Origin of the sequence: Hyphomonas beringensis (assembly GCF_000682755.1) — a bacterium.
GTDB lineage: Bacteria > Pseudomonadota > Alphaproteobacteria > Caulobacterales > Hyphomonadaceae > Hyphomonas > Hyphomonas beringensis.
Genome location: NZ_AWFF01000033.1, coordinates 23882 through 40503, shown reverse-complemented (window position 1 = coordinate 40503; position 16622 = coordinate 23882). Strand labels below are relative to the sequence as shown.

The following is a 16622-nucleotide window of genomic DNA, read 5'->3' as shown; positions in this document are numbered from 1 at the left end:
ATATGGATCTGGTCACCACCCATCAGGATCAGGACATTCTGATCGTCACCATCAACAGACCGCAGGCGCGTAACGCAGTCGATTCAGAGACAGCTTCAGCCCTTTATGACGCGTTCAAAACATTTGACGCCAATAAAGATCTGAGCGTGGCGATCCTGACGGGTGCAGGCGGCAATTTCTGCGCGGGCGCAGATCTGAAAGCCGTTGCCCAAGGCAAGGGCAACCGGGTTGAGACCGAAGGCGATTTCGGCCCAATGGGCCCCAGCCGTCTGATGCTGTCCAAACCCGTTATTGCAGCCGTCGACGGATATGCCGTTGCAGGTGGACTTGAACTGGCCGCGTGGTGTGATCTTCGCGTGGTCTCGCCATCGGCAATATTCGGCGTCTTCTGCCGGCGCTTTGGCGTGCCCCTGATTGATGGCGGTACGATACGCCTGTCCCGTCTTATCGGCGCCTCGCGGGCGATGGACATCATCCTGACCGGTCGAGAAGTGGACGCGGCAGAGGCCATGGCGATCGGCCTTGCCAATTACGAAACGTCGGAAGAGACCGCGCTCCCCAAAGCGGTGGAAATTGCACAGCGCATTGCCAGCTTCCCGCAACTCTGCATGCGAACCGACAGGCTGTCTGCGTTGCAGCAATGGAGCCTGGATATGCCGGCAGCCCTGAAGGCAGAAATCGAAGGCGGCCGGGACGTTCTGCGTGCGGGCAGCGCCGTGGAAGGCGCCAGCCGCTTTGCCTCAGGCCAGGGCCGCGCGGGCAGCTTCAGCCAGGACTAGGCGCTACCAGCCACCGCCGCCGCCTCCACCGCCGCCTCCACCAGAGAAGCCGCCGCCCCCTCCCCCGGAGGAGCTGGAGCTTTGCGGCAGAGAGGCGCTGACACCGGAATTCATGGTGGACACCATGCTGTCGGTCATGCTGCTGAGATTGCCCAGAGAGTGCCCGCCGAAATGCCCCCAGGCGGGGGAATAGTCCGCGGCCTCACTCGGCAGGGTCTTTTCGAAATACTTCGTCCACGGCTTTTCCACGCCCAGCGCGATCGCATAGGGCAGGAATTTCTCATAGCGATCCTTGCTCATGGGCGGCGGCGTCTCACTGCCCACCTCTGCCGCATTCAGTTGCAGCTTCTCTGCTGTCTCCAGATATAACCGGAACCCTTCAATATCGGTTCGGATTTTCTGGCCCTTTTTCGTCGGCGCCGGCATCAGATACATGAAGACACCATTCAAGACAGCAAAGGCCAATACGACCAGGCTATGCCACCAGGTCCAGTTCACCGTCAGCAAGGCCGATACGACAATCACCGCAACGGTCAGGATCAGGGCAACAAGTGTATAGCCTATGTTCCACTTGAAGTACGGGTCTCCATACTTTCGGGAAATATATTTCCGAAAGGCGGTGTACGCCTTGGTGAAATCGGAATCATAGGCCGTGCCGAGCATCAGTCTGGATCGATCAGAAAACAATCCGTGCTCCAGGATTTTCTCATCATCGCTCAACGTCGCGACATTCGTCTCGAGTGTCCGGTTCAGCAACGTGTTTTTCTTATCCGAAGCATCAATATCGACAAAGCCACCGGTCGCCATGTGCAGCAGCGCGGAAATCAGAGAGCCATGCCCCCGGAAGCCTCTGTAATAGATGTGATGAACGGCCGCCGGTGAATAACCGGCTGGCGGCTCATACTGCGCGAAGACAGGGCCCTTTGGCGGATCCTCCCCCACTTTACGAAAGCTTGCCAACAGGAAGCCGAGGACACCCAGAAACGACAGGACCAGAATGCCCAACGCGCCATAGCGGAACCAGAACAATGTGCCCTTGTCAGACAGGGAGGGCGGCGCAATCGCGCCCTTCTCGATACGGAGGGAGACCGTCAGCCCCTCTCTCAAACCCAGGGGGCGCGTGGTTTCAAAAACATAAGCCCCGCCACTCTGGCGGAAGGCATAGTCACGGCCATCTGCCCCATAGCCGCCTGTATAGGCAGATTTGTCCAGCAGCACCGCATCTTCAGGAAGGGTTACCCGTACAGAGGCCTTTTCAATCGGGAACAGCCAGTAATTTCCGGTGACATTCCAATAGAGTTCATCATGATCCTCGAAATAGCGGATTTGGTTCTTCACCTCATATTCGATTTCATAGACATGCTCTCCATTCTCAAGATACCTGTCAGCATTGCCTATGCGTATCTGATAGGCATTGCCTTCCTTGAGAATCTCGTAGGGCTCACTGTTCCCATTCCGGGTCACCCTTGTGACCTTGTACTGATAAGGCAGCTTGTCGCCTTCATGCTGGTCGTCGGCATAATAGCGCGGCAGGTCCCGGAAGATACCGCGGCGAATTTCATATCCTTCGGAGGTGACATTCAACCGCTCGGACACGTCGATATCGCCGTCTTCCTGAACGGTTATGGCAACGTCAAAACTGTTGATCTTCTCTTCCGCAACTGCGGCCAGCGCAAAGCAGGCAAAGACAAGGCTCAGCAGGATCGTCCGTATACTCACGCCTGATCTCCCATATCAATCTGCGGCACGGCCCGGTCCGCCATATCCACCTCGAAATAGTCCCTCTGCCGGAAGCCAATTGGCCCCGCAATCAGCATGGCGGGGAAACTCTGCACTGACGTGTTCAACTCCCGCACCGCGCCATTATAGAAGCGCCGGGCCATTTCGATCTTGTCTTCAGTATCGGAAAGCTCTCTTTGCAATTCCAGGAAATTTTCGCTTGCCTTCAGCTCGGGATAGTCTTCGGCCACGGCCACGAGACGGGAGACAGGCTGAGACAGCGCTGTCTCGGCTGCGCTGCGGCCAGATACATCATCCCCCGCGGCCATCGCCTCTGCGCGGCGCGTGGCGATTTCTGCAAACAGCTTCTGCTCGTGCGAGGCATAGCCTTCGACGGTGCTGACGAGTTGCGGGATAAGATTTGCCCGCCGCTTCAATTGCACATCGATGTCAGACCAGCCATTGTCCGCCATCTGAGATTTCTTCACGAGATTGTTGTAGATAAGCACGCCGCCAATCACGAAGATGGCCAGCAGGCCCAGCACGGCATAGATAAGCATGATGCAAACTCCTGGGGCTTGGGCCTTCATCCATATCCAGCATTGCCGCCGGTGTTAAGGCCAGTGTTAGGGCGTCTCTGCAGGTGAGCGTTTTTGCCAGGCCTCACGCGTCATTTCCCAGACCAGGGATTCCCGCGTCGTGCCATCCGGTCTGGTACTGAGCACACAGCCCATACGGGCAAAGCCGAGCCCGTCCAGCAGACGCTGCGTTGGCGTATTCTCCATGCTCGCTGTCATGCAGAGCAGGTCCAGATCCAGCGCCTCGAACATCCATCCAAAGCTCTCTGCCGCACCACGGGTGCCCTGCCCTTTTGAGTGCTGGGACGGGTGCAGTGCACCGCCCAGTTCGCCTGCTGCCCAGTCCGGCCATATCTGGAAATCGCTATAGCCCATGATCCGGCCGTCCCGCTCCCGCACAAACAGCAGGCCCTCTCCACGCTCCCGCTCCTCCTCATGCCGGGCGATGAACCCTTCCACGGTCTGCAGGGTCAGAGGACGCGGCAGCGAGTATATGGGCGCATGGACCGCAGGATCTGACAGGAGCGCCAGCAGACCGGCCGCATCATCCCGTCTTGCAAGTCGGGACGCATCTTCGCCCTGCCCCAGACGCTCCATCTTGCGAACGCGCTGCCGAATGCCTTCCGCCCGCTGCGGGGGCACCACATTGCGTGTAATGGGAATGTCATCCGCCATTCGCGAATTGGGCCACATTTAGCGAAGGCCTGCAATCATTTCCGCAAAAGCCACAAACACATTGACCGCTGCTGCGGCTAAGGCCAGACGGTCTATCCATGACTGAAGCCCCTGCCATTCGAAAACACGGCAAAAATGCCTTTCTGTTCGTGATCATCACGGTCGCGATGGACATGCTGGCATTCGGCATGATTGTCCCGGTGATCCCGAGCCTGGTTCAGGAACTCGCCAACATCCCTGCCGAAGAGGCTACACTCTATATTGGTGGCCTTGGGGCGACCTATGCCTTCATGAACTTCCTGTTTGGGCCAACACTCGGCGCGGTGTCGGACAGATTCGGACGCCGCCCCGTTCTGCTCGCCTCCATTGCGACCCTGGCGCTCGACTTTCTGGTCATGGCGCTCGCGCATAACATACTGTTGCTGTTCATAGGACGGGCCCTGTCCGGCATCTCCGGCGCAACCTATTCCACGGCCAATGCCTATATTGCGGACGTTACCGAGCCGGAAAATCGCGGCAAGGCCTTCGGCATGATCGGCGCCGCCTTTGGCTTCGGCTTTGTGTTCGGGCCGGTCTTTGGCGGCTTGCTGGGCGATATTGACCCGCGTGCGCCCTTCTTCGCCGCAGCAGGTCTGGCCGTTCTGAATTTCTGCTACGGCATGTTCGTCCTGCCGGAATCCCTGGCCAAGGAAGATCGTCGTAAGTTTGAGGCCGCACGGGCCAATCCGTTCGGCGCCGTGAAACATTTCTCCAAACTGCCTCACATTGCCTGGTTTCTGGTGGCCGCAGGCACCTTCTTCCTGGCGCACACTGTCTTCCCGTCGACCTGGTCTGTGCATGGCGAGATCCGCTATGACTGGACACCAAAGGAAATCGGCCTTTCGCTAGGGCTTGTCGGTGTTGGCGCGGCCGTGGTGCAGGCCGGGCTGATGGGTGTTGTCCTGAAGCGGCTGGGCACAGTGAAAACGGCCATTTTAGGGATCGTTGTGAACGTGCTGGCTCTGCTGGGTTATGCCTTCGCCGGTGCCGGGTGGATCGTCTACATGATCATCCCGCTTGGCGCCCTCGGCGGCGTGGCAGGCCCTGCCGTCAACTCCCTGATGTCCACGCTCACACCGCGCAATGCACAGGGCGAGTTGCAAGGCGCCTCCGCCAGCCTGAATTCTCTGGCGATGATCCTCGGGCCGCTGATCATGTCCTCGACGCTCTACCACTTCACGCGGGCAGATACGAAAGTGCATTTTGCGGGCGCAGCCTTCCTGCTGGCCGCAATCCTGACCGCCCTGGCCCTGATCCCCTTCCTGCAAGGGGTACGCGCCAACAAGGGTGCCATTCCCGACACGGCGGAATAAGCCGAGGGACTTGTGCGCATTCAGCGCTTGGGCCGCATCAATACACCGCCCAGCAATCCCAGAATGCCGCCGCCCAAGGCGCCTTCCAGCAGATTATTGATGACATTGATGGGGGCGAGAACGCTGTCCGCCCCATCGCCCAACACCTGTATGTTCGCAGCGTCCAGCCCGTAATGCGCGGCCAGCCCGCCAATAATGCCGCCCAGCAGGCCGCCGGTCGCGCTCGCCCCGGCAAGTCTGGTGAGGATCGGCCCCAGCACGACGCCTCCAGCGGCACTCAGAATAGCGGCTATGAAGTCTTCCATGTCTGCCCTCCTTGGCTGAGGCGAACACTTCCCGGTTCATCCTTAACTGACCAAACGGGCATTTCCGGTGCCCGTCCAGCCATTTCCCCGCAACAGGGAGTGTTGCAACTTGCCCCCACTCCGGGCAAAGACCGGCGTGATGAGTTCCTCCCGGCCTGCCCTCTTCCTGGATCGAGACGGCGTGATCAACGTCGACAAGGGCTATGTCAGCCGTATCGAGGATTTTGAATGGGTCGACGGTGCCGCTGAAACCATTTCCAGCTTCAACAAAATGGGCTGGTTCGTGTTCGTGGTGACCAATCAGTCCGGAATCGCCCGCAATTACTACAGCGAAGACGACATGAACGTGCTGCATCAATGGATGCAGGAAGAATTGCGCGCAAAAGACGCCAATATCGACAGAATTTATTTTTGTCCGTTTCACGCGGACGGAGAAAATTTTTTTTATCGGCGCGACAGCTTTGACCGAAAACCCAATCCGGGCATGTTGCTTAAGGCAATGGCCGATTTTCCCGTCAAGCGTGAAAGCAGCTTTCTCATAGGCGACAAGGCGACCGACATTGAGGCCGCGCGTGCAGCAGGCATTGCAGGATACCTTTTCCGCGGCGGCAACCTCAAAAACTTCGCAGACTGGACATTGGCCAGTTTTGAAGACGGCAATCGCGGCTGATTTCTTAACTTTACAAGAAAATTAACGGGTTAACCCAGGGTCAATGTAATTCCTGTTATTGAGACTGAAACTCAATTCACCCGAAAGAAATTCCATCCAAAATGGAGTCAATGGCGCTGGAAAGGGCTGAAATCCTGTCTGTGCGCTCAGGATTATTCGGAGGAATATGAACATGAAATACTCTCTCGTTTCAACCGCAGCGATTGGCGCCCTTTTGGTTTTGGGCGCTTGCGAATCCACAACGACACGACGCATCGCCAGTGTCGGAAATACAATGCAGACAATCGACCGCGCTCCTGGCGACCAAAGCCCACTCGGCAGTGGATCTCAGCAAGGTGAGGTCGGCCCGGCTGGTCCGGCCGGGCCAGCTGGTCCCGCAGGCCCGCAAGGCATGGCCGGTCTGGACGGGATGGATGGGTTAGACGGCATGGACGGGACTGACGGCAACTTCAATCTCGGTGAAGCTGGCATGATCGCCACGGGCGGCCTGGTTGGGGACAACGGAATTGGCGGCACGGGCCTTCTGGCAAATCTTGGAGATCCGGGCACCAGCGCCCCAATCCTGGATACTGTCTCCATTGCTGCCGGTGACATGCTTTCCGGAACGGGTGAGCAGCTTGCCTCCACCATGACAGATGCAAGCTCAGACTCCTCCCTCAGCAATATCGTCGTTGCCGCAGCCGACACTGTAACCAATGTCGGCGACACCCTGACCGGTTATGGCAGCGGCAATGAGATGCTCGTGGACGGCGCACTTGATGCCGCTTCGCCGCTTCTCGCCGCCAATATTGGCGCCTCGGATGTTGTCGGCGGCGATACAACGCCTTTGATCGGCGCCAGCGTTCTGTCTGATACCCAAGCTGATGGTAGCTTGCTTGAGGCGGGCGTCGCGAATGACGACATGCTGCTCAATGTTGACCTGGCCCCGAACACTGACGGAGGCTTGGACGTCGCAGGCGTCGCCACGGTTGATATCGTTGGTGGCGAAGGAGACCTGCTGAACGCGAACCTGCTGTCCGACACCCAGAACACCGTGGAAGACGTCATCACGGCAGCCAGCGATCCGCAATTCACGGAAGCCCTGCTGACCGACACGGTATCCGGCCTCGAAGACACGACGGACGGACTGCTCGAAACAGTCTCTGCCTCTGAACCAGGTGGCAGCCTGCTGGGTGATACCACAGACAGTCTTACCGACACGACCGAAGAGCTGCTGGACACAGAGGGCGCCGGCGGCCTGTTGGGAGACCTGACAGAGTCCACTGAAGACGGGGAAAGCGGAGGCCTTGGCGGCCTGCTCTCCGGTTTAGGCGGCATCAGCTAATCCAGGTCAGGAGACGCGAATATGAAGCATCGCGCTTGTAAATCATCGGCTATCGCCCTGTTCAGTGCGATGCTTTTCATCCAACCGGCCGCGGCACTGCAAGGTGCCGCGACTGATTTGAACCGACCATTGGACCCCGGCTACACACCAACGGAATCTGATGAGATGGAGCCAAAGCCTGAAGCCCCTCAGCAACGTGGCCGCACCGATGTGGCAGCCCCCATGGGGACTGCCTCGACCATACGCGGCATCAACTTCATTGGCGCAGATGTGCCCGAAGACGTGGCCGCCGTTGCGGAGAGCTTTCTGGGACAGCAGGCAGACGTCAAAACTCTAAAGGCCCTCGCCGCAGCCATGTCTGCAGCCTATCAGGACTCCCCTGTCGCCCTCTTCTCTCTCGCCATTCCAAGTCAGGACCTGTCTGACGGGATTGTCGATATTCGTATCGCCGAGGGCTATGTGAAGAACGCCTATGTCCGCAAGGATGACAAGGTCACAGAAAGCAAATTGCTCTCCGGATATATGGAGCCTGTTATAGGCCAGCAGCCAGCGTCGCGGTCCAGCTATGAACGGGCGCTTGCGCTCTCACGGCGTGTGCCCGGTTACAAGGTGACGCCTCGGCTCGGCACGACAAAGGAACAAGGCGCAACAAATGTTATCCTGGATGTCGAACCCAAGAAGAACCGCTTCTATGGCGGGTATGACAATCGTGAATCCCGTCTGATTGACCGCGGCCGCCTGACCGCCGGCGGCGTCGGGTACAATCTGATGCGCGAGGGGGACCAACTGTCCGGGCGGCTGTCGATATCAACAGATGGCCAGCAGGCACGCTCAGCCGAAATCAGCTATCGCAGTCCCGTCGGCACGCGCGGCACAATGCTGGATCTTGCCGCCGCCTATCAAGAGACCCGGCCTGACGCCATCCCGATCGAGGGGGAAGCCGTTCAGGTCTCTGCAGGTCTCTCTCACCCCCTTCTGCTGGACTTCAAACGCGAAGTCTCTGCAAGCTTCCGGATCGACCATCTGCAAAGCACGAACGCAGCCTTCGGCTCTGTCCTGACCAATGATGAAATCACCGCTGCGCGGCTGGGTCTGACGGGTCGCAAGACAACGAAGAAACGCGCAGTGCAAGGCGTTGCGACCCTGTCTCAGGGAGTGGATATCAATAGTGCAGAAACCTCGACCCCCGGCGCGTCGGTAGACTTCACCAAAATAGACGTCAGATCCCGCCTAATTCAGGCTGTCGGCAAGCGTGTCCGCTTGAACCTCTCAGCGTCTGCGCAGTGGACAGAAGACGCGCTGCCCGCAAATGAGCGCTTGCTGATCGGTGGCGCGAGCTTCGGGCGAGGGTTTCGGAACGGCCTTGTCGCCTTCGACAAGGGCTATGCCGCCATTTTCGAACCGAGCTATCGCCCTCTGCAAAAGGGAGACTTCAAGCAGAGCGACATCTATGTCTTTGCCGATTATGGCGGCGGCTCGCTGAACACCCCTGCCTCTTCCTTGCAAGACATCACGCTTGGCTCTGCTGGCGTTGGCGTGCGCTTCAAATGGAAAGACATGGCCATGTTGGGGCTGGAAATGGCAGAGCCCTTTAAGCTGCCGGTTTCGAGCCTGAATGATGACCCAATCTACAGCGTCACATGGTCCTTCAAGTATCAGCCTGGACAGTCCTGATCCCTGTAAACAAAGGGATCTCGGAAGCTGGACTGTACAATCTGAATTCCGTTTACGCAAAGGTAAGGCTGGCGTAACGGAAATCTCCCGACTAGTGTGCGCCGCAACAATGTACGCACATCTGGAGGAAAGCATATGCGTGAAGCAGTTATCGTATCCTACGCCCGGACCGGCATGGGGAAAGCCAGCCGGGGTTCGCTGAACAACACCCACGGCATCACGCTGGCAGGCCATGCGATCAAGGGCGCCATCGACCGCTCCGGCATCGAAGCAGCTGAGATTGAAGATGTCTTCCTCGGCTGTGCTCAGCCTGAAGGCGCGACCGGCCACAATGTGGCGCGCAACGCAGCGCTTTGGGCCGGTTGCCCGTCCACCACATCCGGCGCGACGATCAACCGTTTCTGCTCTTCCGGCCTGCAGGCCATCGCCAATGCAGCTCACACCGTCATCAATGAAGGCGCTCCGGTTGCCATCGGCGGCGGCGTTGAGTCCCTTTCCCTCGTCTCCCGCAGCGGCCACATGAACATGTACCGCTACACCGAAGACGAACTGATGAAGAAATGGCCGGCGATCTGGATGACCATGATCGAAACCGCAGAGATCGTTGCAGACCGTTATGGCGTCAGCCGCGAATATCAGGACGAATATTCCGTTGAATCCCAGAAGCGCACCGCAGCCTTCCAGGAAAAAGGCTACATGGCCGAGGAAATCGTTCCACTGAAGACCACGATGAAACTGGTCAACAAGGAAACCGGCGAAGAGACCCTGCAGGAAGTCGTGTGCGACCGTGACGAATGTAATCGCCCGGGCACGACCTATGAAAGCCTGGCTGGCCTGAAGCCGGTCTTCTCCGGCGGCATGGTCGTCAAGCAAGGTCAGTATGTTACTGCCGGTAACGCCTCCCAGCTCTCCGATGGCGCCGCTGCTGTGGTCGTCATGGAAGCCAAGGAAGCCGAAAAGCGCGGCCTGAAGCCGCTCGGCCGTTTCGTTGGCTTCAACGTTGCTGGCTGCGATCCGGACGAAATGGGCATCGGCCCGGTCTTTGCCGTTCCGCGCCTGCTGGAACGCCATGGCCTGACCGTTGACGACATCGACCTTTGGGAACTGAACGAAGCGTTCGCGTCCCAGTGCCTCTACAGCCGTGACCGTCTTGGCATCGACCCGGCGAAATACAACGTCAATGGCGGCTCCATCTCCATCGGTCACCCATTCGGCATGACCGGCGCACGTTGCACCGGCTCCATCCTGATGGAAGGCCAGCGCCGCGGCGCGAAATACGGTGTTGTCACAATGTGTATCGGTGGCGGCATGGGCGCTGCAGGTCTGTTCGAGATCTTCAGCTAAGCCTTCCCCCACACACGGGAAAATCAGGCCCTGGCGCACTGCGCCGGGGCCTTTTTCTTGCCACCCAATCTGTAGAGAATATTGCAGTCAGGCACTCTACCGAACGCGATCAAAGGGAGACGAGGCAGTGATCAGACAGATATCTCCGTCGGCCATCTATATGGGGCTTCTGGCCGCCTTTGTCGGCTACTCGGCCTCCTTTGCCATCGTTCTGGCAGGCCTCACCGCCATGGGGGCGAGCGAAAGCCAGGTGGCAACCGGCCTGTTCTTCGCAACTCTGGGCATGGGCGTGTGCAGCATCTGGCTTCCGCTGGCGACGCGGATTCCCGCCGCCATAGCCTGGTCCACACCGGGCGCAGCTTTTCTGGCCGCTGCGGCCACGCTGCCCGGCGGGTTTGCCGAAGCCGTCGGCGCCCTGATCTGCTGCGCGGTGCTGATTGTTGTTACCGGCTTTGTGCCTGCCCTGGGACGTCTTGTTTCGTCCATTCCGAAGCCGATTGCCAATGCACTTCTGGCGGGCGTGATCGTTCCGCTCTGCCTCGCGCCTGCCATCTCGGCTGGCAAGGTGCCCTACCTGATCCTGCCGCTCTTGCTGGCCTGGATCGTTGGATTTGCCTGGCACAAGCTGGCGGCCATGCCGATCACGATTGCGGCCTTCATCATTCTTGTCGTGCTCAATATAGATCCATCGGAGGCCAGCGTGACGTCCAGCGCTCCGGGCTTGCCGCCGCTTGAAGCCATCATGCCGGTGTTCACGCTGCGCGGCTTCATTTCGATCGCCGTCCCGTTGTACCTCGTCACTATGGCCGGACAGAACATACCCGGCTTCGCAGTGCTGGACCTCAGCGGATACACATATGAGCGCCAGCCCCTGTTGCGGAAAACCGGACTGGCGAGCCTGCTGATCGCGCCCTTTGGCGCCATCCCGGTGAACATGTCGGCGATTACCGCAGCGATGATGTCGGGCGAAGATGCAGGGCGTGATCCCGCACAGCGTTACTGGGCCGCCGTTGCCTCTGGCGTCGCCTACATAATGATAGCCTTCTTCTCCAAACCCATCGTGGCCTTTGCCAATATTGCCCCAAGAGAGCTGATCACCGCCGTCGCCGGGTTCGCACTGATCCCGGCACTCGTCTCATCGCTCTCTGCAGCCTTTGCGGACCCAGGCCGGATTGAAGCGCCCGCGCTGACCTTCCTGTTTGCCGCCAGCGGCATGACCATGTTCGGTGTCAGCGGGGCCTTCTGGGGTACGCTGGTCGGCGTTCTGGTCTGGTCCTTGAAGCAATGGAGACACCGCGCGCAGAACAAGCCCGGCTGATCCACGCGGCACAACGGCACCAATCCGTGCATTAGGCCTGCTGAACGCGCCTTTCAGGGCATTTTGCTTTTCAGGACCATGCGGCGTGCTAGCTTTCCTCATGTGAAACGATACTGGAGCCGCCATGAGACGCGCTTTCTACGCCGCCGCATCCCTTCTCCTGGTCGCGGCCTGCAGCCCGGCAGAGACCGCTGATCCGCAACACGGCGTCAGCACCGATCCCAATTCCGCGACCCGGTTCATTACGGTGAACGCCCCCCCGCCCAACACGGCAACGGTCAAGGAGGGAGACAGTGTTGCGCGCGATGCTGACGGGCGGCCCTATGCCTATGAACTGCTTGGCAAACCCCTGCCCCCGCTTTCCGGCCAGATGGCAGATGGCTCGCCCTTCGACCCGGACACGCTGGACACTTGGACGGTGATCGATGTCTGGGGCATCTGGTGCGGAGACTGTATGGCCGACGCACCGTATGTCGCCGCACTGGTGACAGCGATTGACCAGGATCCGGACCTCAACTTCCTCTCCATTCACACGCCCGCAAATGCCAATCGCGCCACAACGGAAGACATGTTCGGCAAGTATGGCTCCGTCGCCGCCTATTTCGAGGAAAAGGGCTACAGCTTCCCGACGCTGATAGATGACGACGCCTCTATCCGTGAGGCGCTGAAGATCAAATGGACCCCCTCTTACCTTCTGGTCGATCCGGACGGCATCATTCGCGGCTTCCGTTCAGATCTTTCCGTGGCAGATGGTGAGCCGGTGAAAGACTTCCTGCAGGATGTCGCGAAGCTGAAGGCAGATCTGCGCGAAAGCGGAATAGAAAACCCCTTGCAACAGGCCTCAATCGGGCCTGAAGGCGCCGCCGGTCTGACCGGCGCGGTGCCGTTCAACACAAACGCCATACGCGGGGCTTTCCCGGGCTATCAGATCGTACCGGACCAGATCTCGGATGAGGGCGAAAGCTATCCGGTTTTCAACATCATGGCAGAGGGCGACGACACACCTGTCTATGTCGTGGAGTCGAGTTGGTCCCTCGGCCAGGTCTACCGCGTCATCACAAGACATCCGGAAGTCACCGGCCCCTTGGGCGAACATGTCGGCAGCTTTCACCTCAGCGATCTGCCGGAGTTGACCCGCAAGGGCTGCGCGGAGGGTACAAAATCCTATGCCGGAAAGCTGGTTTGCACCGAAACTGCAGGCGAGGCTCTGTTCCAGCGTGTGTTCGATATACCGGACGGCGAAGAGGCCGATCCCGTACTGATACAAATGATCTGGCTGCCGGGAGCCGAGGCGCCAACCGAATAGACATGTCGCGCCAAGTTGAAACGCGCAATGACAGGCATGCTGCCATTTAATTCGAATAGCCCCTCACAGGCGTTTGATCATTCGCGCGTCAGCCTGTAACTGTTAGGGTAGCGCTGGGGCAAGACGGAAAGGTGGGACTTGATGCTGCATCCATCCACAAAACGGCTGATCGATAAGCTCAGCGAGATGACGCACAAGCAGAAAGTGGCCTGGCAGGAAGGCGAGAACGGCCAGATCACGCACGATACCGAAGGGTATCGGGTGACTCTGACGCCCGATCCTTGCGCCGTGTTGCTGACGGATGCGCTGGGCCGCGAAATAGAGACCTGCTCGCCGGATGACTTCGCCAATGAAGTTGATGCAAACGGCCGCCCCTACACCCAGTTCGTCAGCGAGCTCTATCTGGAAGCGCGCCGCCATGCGCGCGGCGCTGAAAAAGCGATCAATGCGCTGCTCGCTGGTCTGGACGATGTTGATGCCGAAGCTGAGACAGATGAGGCAGAGGCTGAGGTGGAAGAGACGTTCGAAGCCATCGAAGCAGATACCAGCGCAGAGGACATGATCGAGGATATCGGCGATGACAGCGATCCGCTGGACCCCGAAATGTATCCGGAATTCGAAGGCCAGTCCGACATGCAACGCGCGGTCGCGAGCCTGGCGGACCAGGTAAACGGCCAACCAGGCACCGCCGCGCCAGAAGAGGCCGCCGCCGAGGAGCTCGAAGAAGAGACAGAACTTCAAGGCTTCTCGATTCCGCCAGAGGAAGAAGAGGCCGTGGCGGAAGACGAGCACACCGTGCTGGATGAGCCGGAAGCCGGCTACACACCAACCCATATGGATGTGATCGAAGAAACGCAGCCAGAGCCCGAAACCCAACCTGAGACAGCAGCCACGGAAACAGATATTGAAGCCGAGACAGAGGAAGACATTCCCGCTGCCACAGTAGAGGCTGAAGCCGCGCCGGAACCAGAGGCAGAACCGGCTCCCTACGCGCCTGCCTTCATGGAAGATGACGCAACTGCGCCGACCTATGCGCAATCAGAAGCCGTGAGAGATTTCACCCCGCAGGCTGATGCCGAACCGGAAACGGTAGCAGAGGAAGAGACGCCTCCCCCCTTCGTCGAGGAGACGGTCGACACATTCGAGGCACCCGCCAGCGAAGAGCTGCATGTTTCAGAAGCGCCGGAAGAGTCCGTGTACACGGAGGAAACGGCCGAGGAGATCGCCGCTGAAGACGCCGACATGGATACGCTCGAATCTCCGCCGGCAAGCAATAATATGAATCAGGGCTATTTCGGCGGAGGCTTTGGCGCGGGCGCGCTCAACCAGTACCGCCTAAGCCCTGCACCAGCAGAGCCTGAGGAAGCCGCCAGCGAGGCCGATCCGGAACCGGAAGATACCTTTGAGGCGACGTCTCCTGAAGAGACAGAGACAGCCCCTCAACCAGAGTCAGAGCCAATCCGCAGCTACAGCCTGTCAGGCATCACATCAGGCTTCGGTCTGGGTGCCCATAGCCGCCCGGCAGAGCCTGAGCCACACCCCCAATCTGCAGACCCGGTCGAAGAAGTGGGATCTCCACATGTCGTGATCGACGGCACGAGCGATCTACCTGACTGGTTACCGGAACAATCAGACGCAGATACTGACACAGAGGCAGAGGAAGCCGACCAATATCAGCCTGCTGAGCATGTTGCAGACGCGGAGGAAACCGAAGAGGTTCCCGTCCAGGAAGAGACACCTGCGCCGCAGCCCGACGCAGAGATTCGGGAAACTCCCGCCCCCGCTCCTGACTACACGCCTTTCCCGGAAGCGGAGACGGCTGCGCCAGAAGCTCATGACAGCTCAGGCGAAACCTACACAGCGTATGAGTCCGAAACCTTTGAGGAAGACGAGGATCCTGAGCCCACACCGCCCCCGCGCGCGGCGAAACGGTTCAACCCCTGGAACTGATTGTCAGTTTACGGATATTCCGCGCATTCAAGCATCAAAAAGCCGGGCCATGCACCCGGCTTTTTTTATGCCCAGCACAGAAACGCTCGCTTTAGCCACGCCAAAAGCGGCGGGTCATCACCACGAACACTGCCACGAATTCCAGTCGCCCCAGCAGCATGGCAATGGCGCAAACCCATTTGGCAAAATCCGACAGTTCCTGGAACGTGCTGGACGGTCCGATCAGCGGTCCGAGACCCGGGCCAACATTTGATACGCTGGTCGCAGAGGCCGAGATTGCCGTCAGCGCGTCCAGCCCTGCCAGCCCCAGCAAGGCCGCTGCACCCAGAAATGTGACGAGGTAGAGAAACACAAACACCATCACCGACTGCAGCGTTTCCTCATTCACAGCCTTGCCCGCATAGCGGATCGGCGTGCGCCGGTGCGGCTGGGTCATGCGGCGCGAATAGGCCACGATGGTTTTCGCGGCGATCTCCAGCCGGAACATTTTCAGCCCGCATGCCGCCGAGCCTGCACAGCCGCCGACAAAGGTCGCCACCAGAAAGATGGTCATCACCGGCGGGCCCCACGTGTCATACGGGGCAGAGGCATAGCCCGTGCCGGTCATGATGGAGATGATGTTGAACAGGGCTTCCTTGAAGCCATGGAAGACGTGATCGAAGATTGGCGGCTCCACCACCGCCTCGTGATAGACGACGATCGCAGTCGAGAAGAACAGTGCGAGGCCAAGATAAACGCGGGGCTGTGGGTCCGTCAGCATCGGCCGGATCCGCCCCTGCAACAACAGCATGGCCAACAGGCTGAATGGCAGGCCGGCAATGAACATGAAGACCGTCGCCACATAGGGCGCATTGGTATCGTTGAAATAGCCAAACGAGGCATCATGCGTGGAATAGCCCCCGGCAGACATCGTCGTCATTGAGTGCGTGATGGCATCAAACCAGTTCATGCCGGTCAGGTAATACAGCAGAGCGCACAGCATTGAGATGATCAGATAGGTCAGGCCCAGATAGGCCGCGATGTCGGTGATGCGCGGCAGGAACTTGCCGGACATGTCAGAGCTTTCCAGTTCGAACAGCTGCATCCCGCCGACGCGTAGCTGGGGCAGAATGGCAATCGCCGTCACGATAATGCCAATGCCGCCGATCCATTGCAGAATGGCCCGCCACAGCAACAGGCCGCGCGGCATGTCATCCAGCCCCGTCAGCACGGTCGCGCCCGTCGTCGTCAGGCCGGAAATGCACTCAAACACGGAATCCGTAAAGCTCATGCCGGAAGCGAGAAAAGGAATCGACGCGATCACTGGCAGATAGACCCAGACCAGCACGGTCAGCAGGAACGCCTCGCGCTGGCCACTTCGCTCCACTTCCCCGCGAGACAGTACCCAGATGCACGTACCGATCAGAATGGTGCCAAACGAAGACACTTCGAAAACATAGGTTTCCGGGCGGTGATCTGCCCAGTCGATCAGCATGCACGGGATCATCGCCATGCCCAGCAGGACGGTCATGATGCCTATGGCAAGGAGGACGGGTCGCAATTGCATGGTTCAGAGAGGGGCAGGATACGCGCTAAATCCTGCTGAGGTGTCAACGCATTGTGTGGTTAAGCAGCATGCGGTTTTCAGG

14 protein-coding genes are annotated in these 16622 nt (G+C 59.2%); 9 read left to right on the top strand and 5 right to left on the bottom strand.

The window, feature by feature from the left end; translation table 11 throughout:
• The first annotated feature begins 2 nt into the window (after positions 1–2).
• The gene (locus HY29_RS08025) at positions 3–779 is read left to right on the top strand and encodes a crotonase/enoyl-CoA hydratase family protein (protein ID WP_034795331.1); all 777 of its coding nucleotides are present in this window, start codon (positions 3–5) and stop codon (positions 777–779) included.
• Between the two features lie 3 nt (positions 780–782).
• Here HY29_RS08025 and HY29_RS08020 read toward each other — a convergent pair whose 3' ends face one another.
• The 3 genes from HY29_RS08020 to HY29_RS08010 all read right to left on the bottom strand — a co-directional run bounded on the left by HY29_RS08020 (position 783) and on the right by HY29_RS08010 (position 3751).
• Entirely contained in the window at positions 783–2498 is a 1716-nt protein-coding gene (locus HY29_RS08020; protein WP_034795330.1) for a DUF2207 domain-containing protein, read from the bottom strand.
• Positions 2495–3052 (bottom strand): LemA family protein, encoded by a 558-nt coding sequence (locus HY29_RS08015; protein WP_034795428.1) that lies wholly within the window; start codon positions 3050–3052, stop codon positions 2495–2497. The genes HY29_RS08020 and HY29_RS08015 overlap by 4 nt, the downstream gene beginning before the upstream one ends.
• 72 nt (positions 3053–3124) lie before the next feature.
• Positions 3125–3751, bottom strand: a complete 627-nt coding sequence (locus HY29_RS08010; protein ID WP_034795329.1) for a GNAT family N-acetyltransferase — start codon at positions 3749–3751, stop codon at positions 3125–3127.
• Positions 3752–3849: 98 nt separating this feature from the next.
• Between HY29_RS08010 and HY29_RS08005 the strand changes: the two genes are divergently transcribed.
• On the top strand, positions 3850–5103 hold the full coding sequence (locus HY29_RS08005; RefSeq protein WP_034795328.1) for a TCR/Tet family MFS transporter: 1254 nt from the start codon (positions 3850–3852) through the stop codon (positions 5101–5103).
• 20 nt (positions 5104–5123) lie between these two features.
• Here HY29_RS08005 and HY29_RS08000 read toward each other — a convergent pair whose 3' ends face one another.
• A complete protein-coding gene (locus HY29_RS08000) occupies positions 5124–5408 on the bottom strand; it encodes a hypothetical protein (protein ID WP_034795325.1) in 285 nt (94 codons plus the stop codon).
• Positions 5409–5547: 139 nt separating this feature from the next.
• On the opposite strand from HY29_RS08000, the gene HY29_RS07995 reads away from it, so the two are divergent.
• From HY29_RS07995 to HY29_RS07965, 7 genes are all read left to right on the top strand, one after another.
• On the top strand, positions 5548–6078 hold the full coding sequence (locus tag HY29_RS07995; protein WP_034795322.1) for a D-glycero-alpha-D-manno-heptose-1,7-bisphosphate 7-phosphatase: 531 nt from the start codon (positions 5548–5550) through the stop codon (positions 6076–6078).
• Between the two features lie 172 nt (positions 6079–6250).
• On the top strand, positions 6251–7402 hold the full coding sequence (locus HY29_RS07990) for a hypothetical protein (protein ID WP_155838256.1): 1152 nt from the start codon (positions 6251–6253) through the stop codon (positions 7400–7402).
• Between the two features lie 21 nt (positions 7403–7423).
• The gene (locus HY29_RS07985) at positions 7424–9076 is read left to right on the top strand and encodes a ShlB/FhaC/HecB family hemolysin secretion/activation protein (RefSeq protein ID WP_034795312.1); all 1653 of its coding nucleotides are present in this window, start codon (positions 7424–7426) and stop codon (positions 9074–9076) included.
• 135 nt (positions 9077–9211) lie between these two features.
• Positions 9212–10420 carry an acetyl-CoA C-acyltransferase gene (locus HY29_RS07980; RefSeq protein WP_034795305.1) on the top strand — a complete coding sequence of 403 codons (1209 nt, stop codon included), beginning with the start codon at positions 9212–9214 and terminating at the stop codon, positions 10418–10420.
• A 127-nt stretch (positions 10421–10547) separates the two neighbouring features.
• Positions 10548–11738, top strand: a complete 1191-nt coding sequence (locus HY29_RS07975; protein ID WP_034795302.1) for a benzoate/H(+) symporter BenE family transporter — start codon at positions 10548–10550, stop codon at positions 11736–11738.
• Positions 11739–11862: 124 nt separating this feature from the next.
• The gene (locus HY29_RS07970) at positions 11863–13044 is read left to right on the top strand and encodes a TlpA family protein disulfide reductase (protein WP_034795299.1); all 1182 of its coding nucleotides are present in this window, start codon (positions 11863–11865) and stop codon (positions 13042–13044) included.
• Positions 13045–13185: 141 nt separating this feature from the next.
• Complete coding sequence (locus HY29_RS07965) at positions 13186–14994, top strand: hypothetical protein (protein ID WP_034795296.1); 1809 nt, start codon at positions 13186–13188, stop codon at positions 14992–14994.
• 91 nt (positions 14995–15085) lie between these two features.
• Here HY29_RS07965 and HY29_RS07960 read toward each other — a convergent pair whose 3' ends face one another.
• Positions 15086–16504 (bottom strand): TrkH family potassium uptake protein, encoded by a 1419-nt coding sequence (locus HY29_RS07960; protein ID WP_051601308.1) that lies wholly within the window; start codon positions 16502–16504, stop codon positions 15086–15088.
• Positions 16505–16622 lie beyond the last annotated feature (118 nt).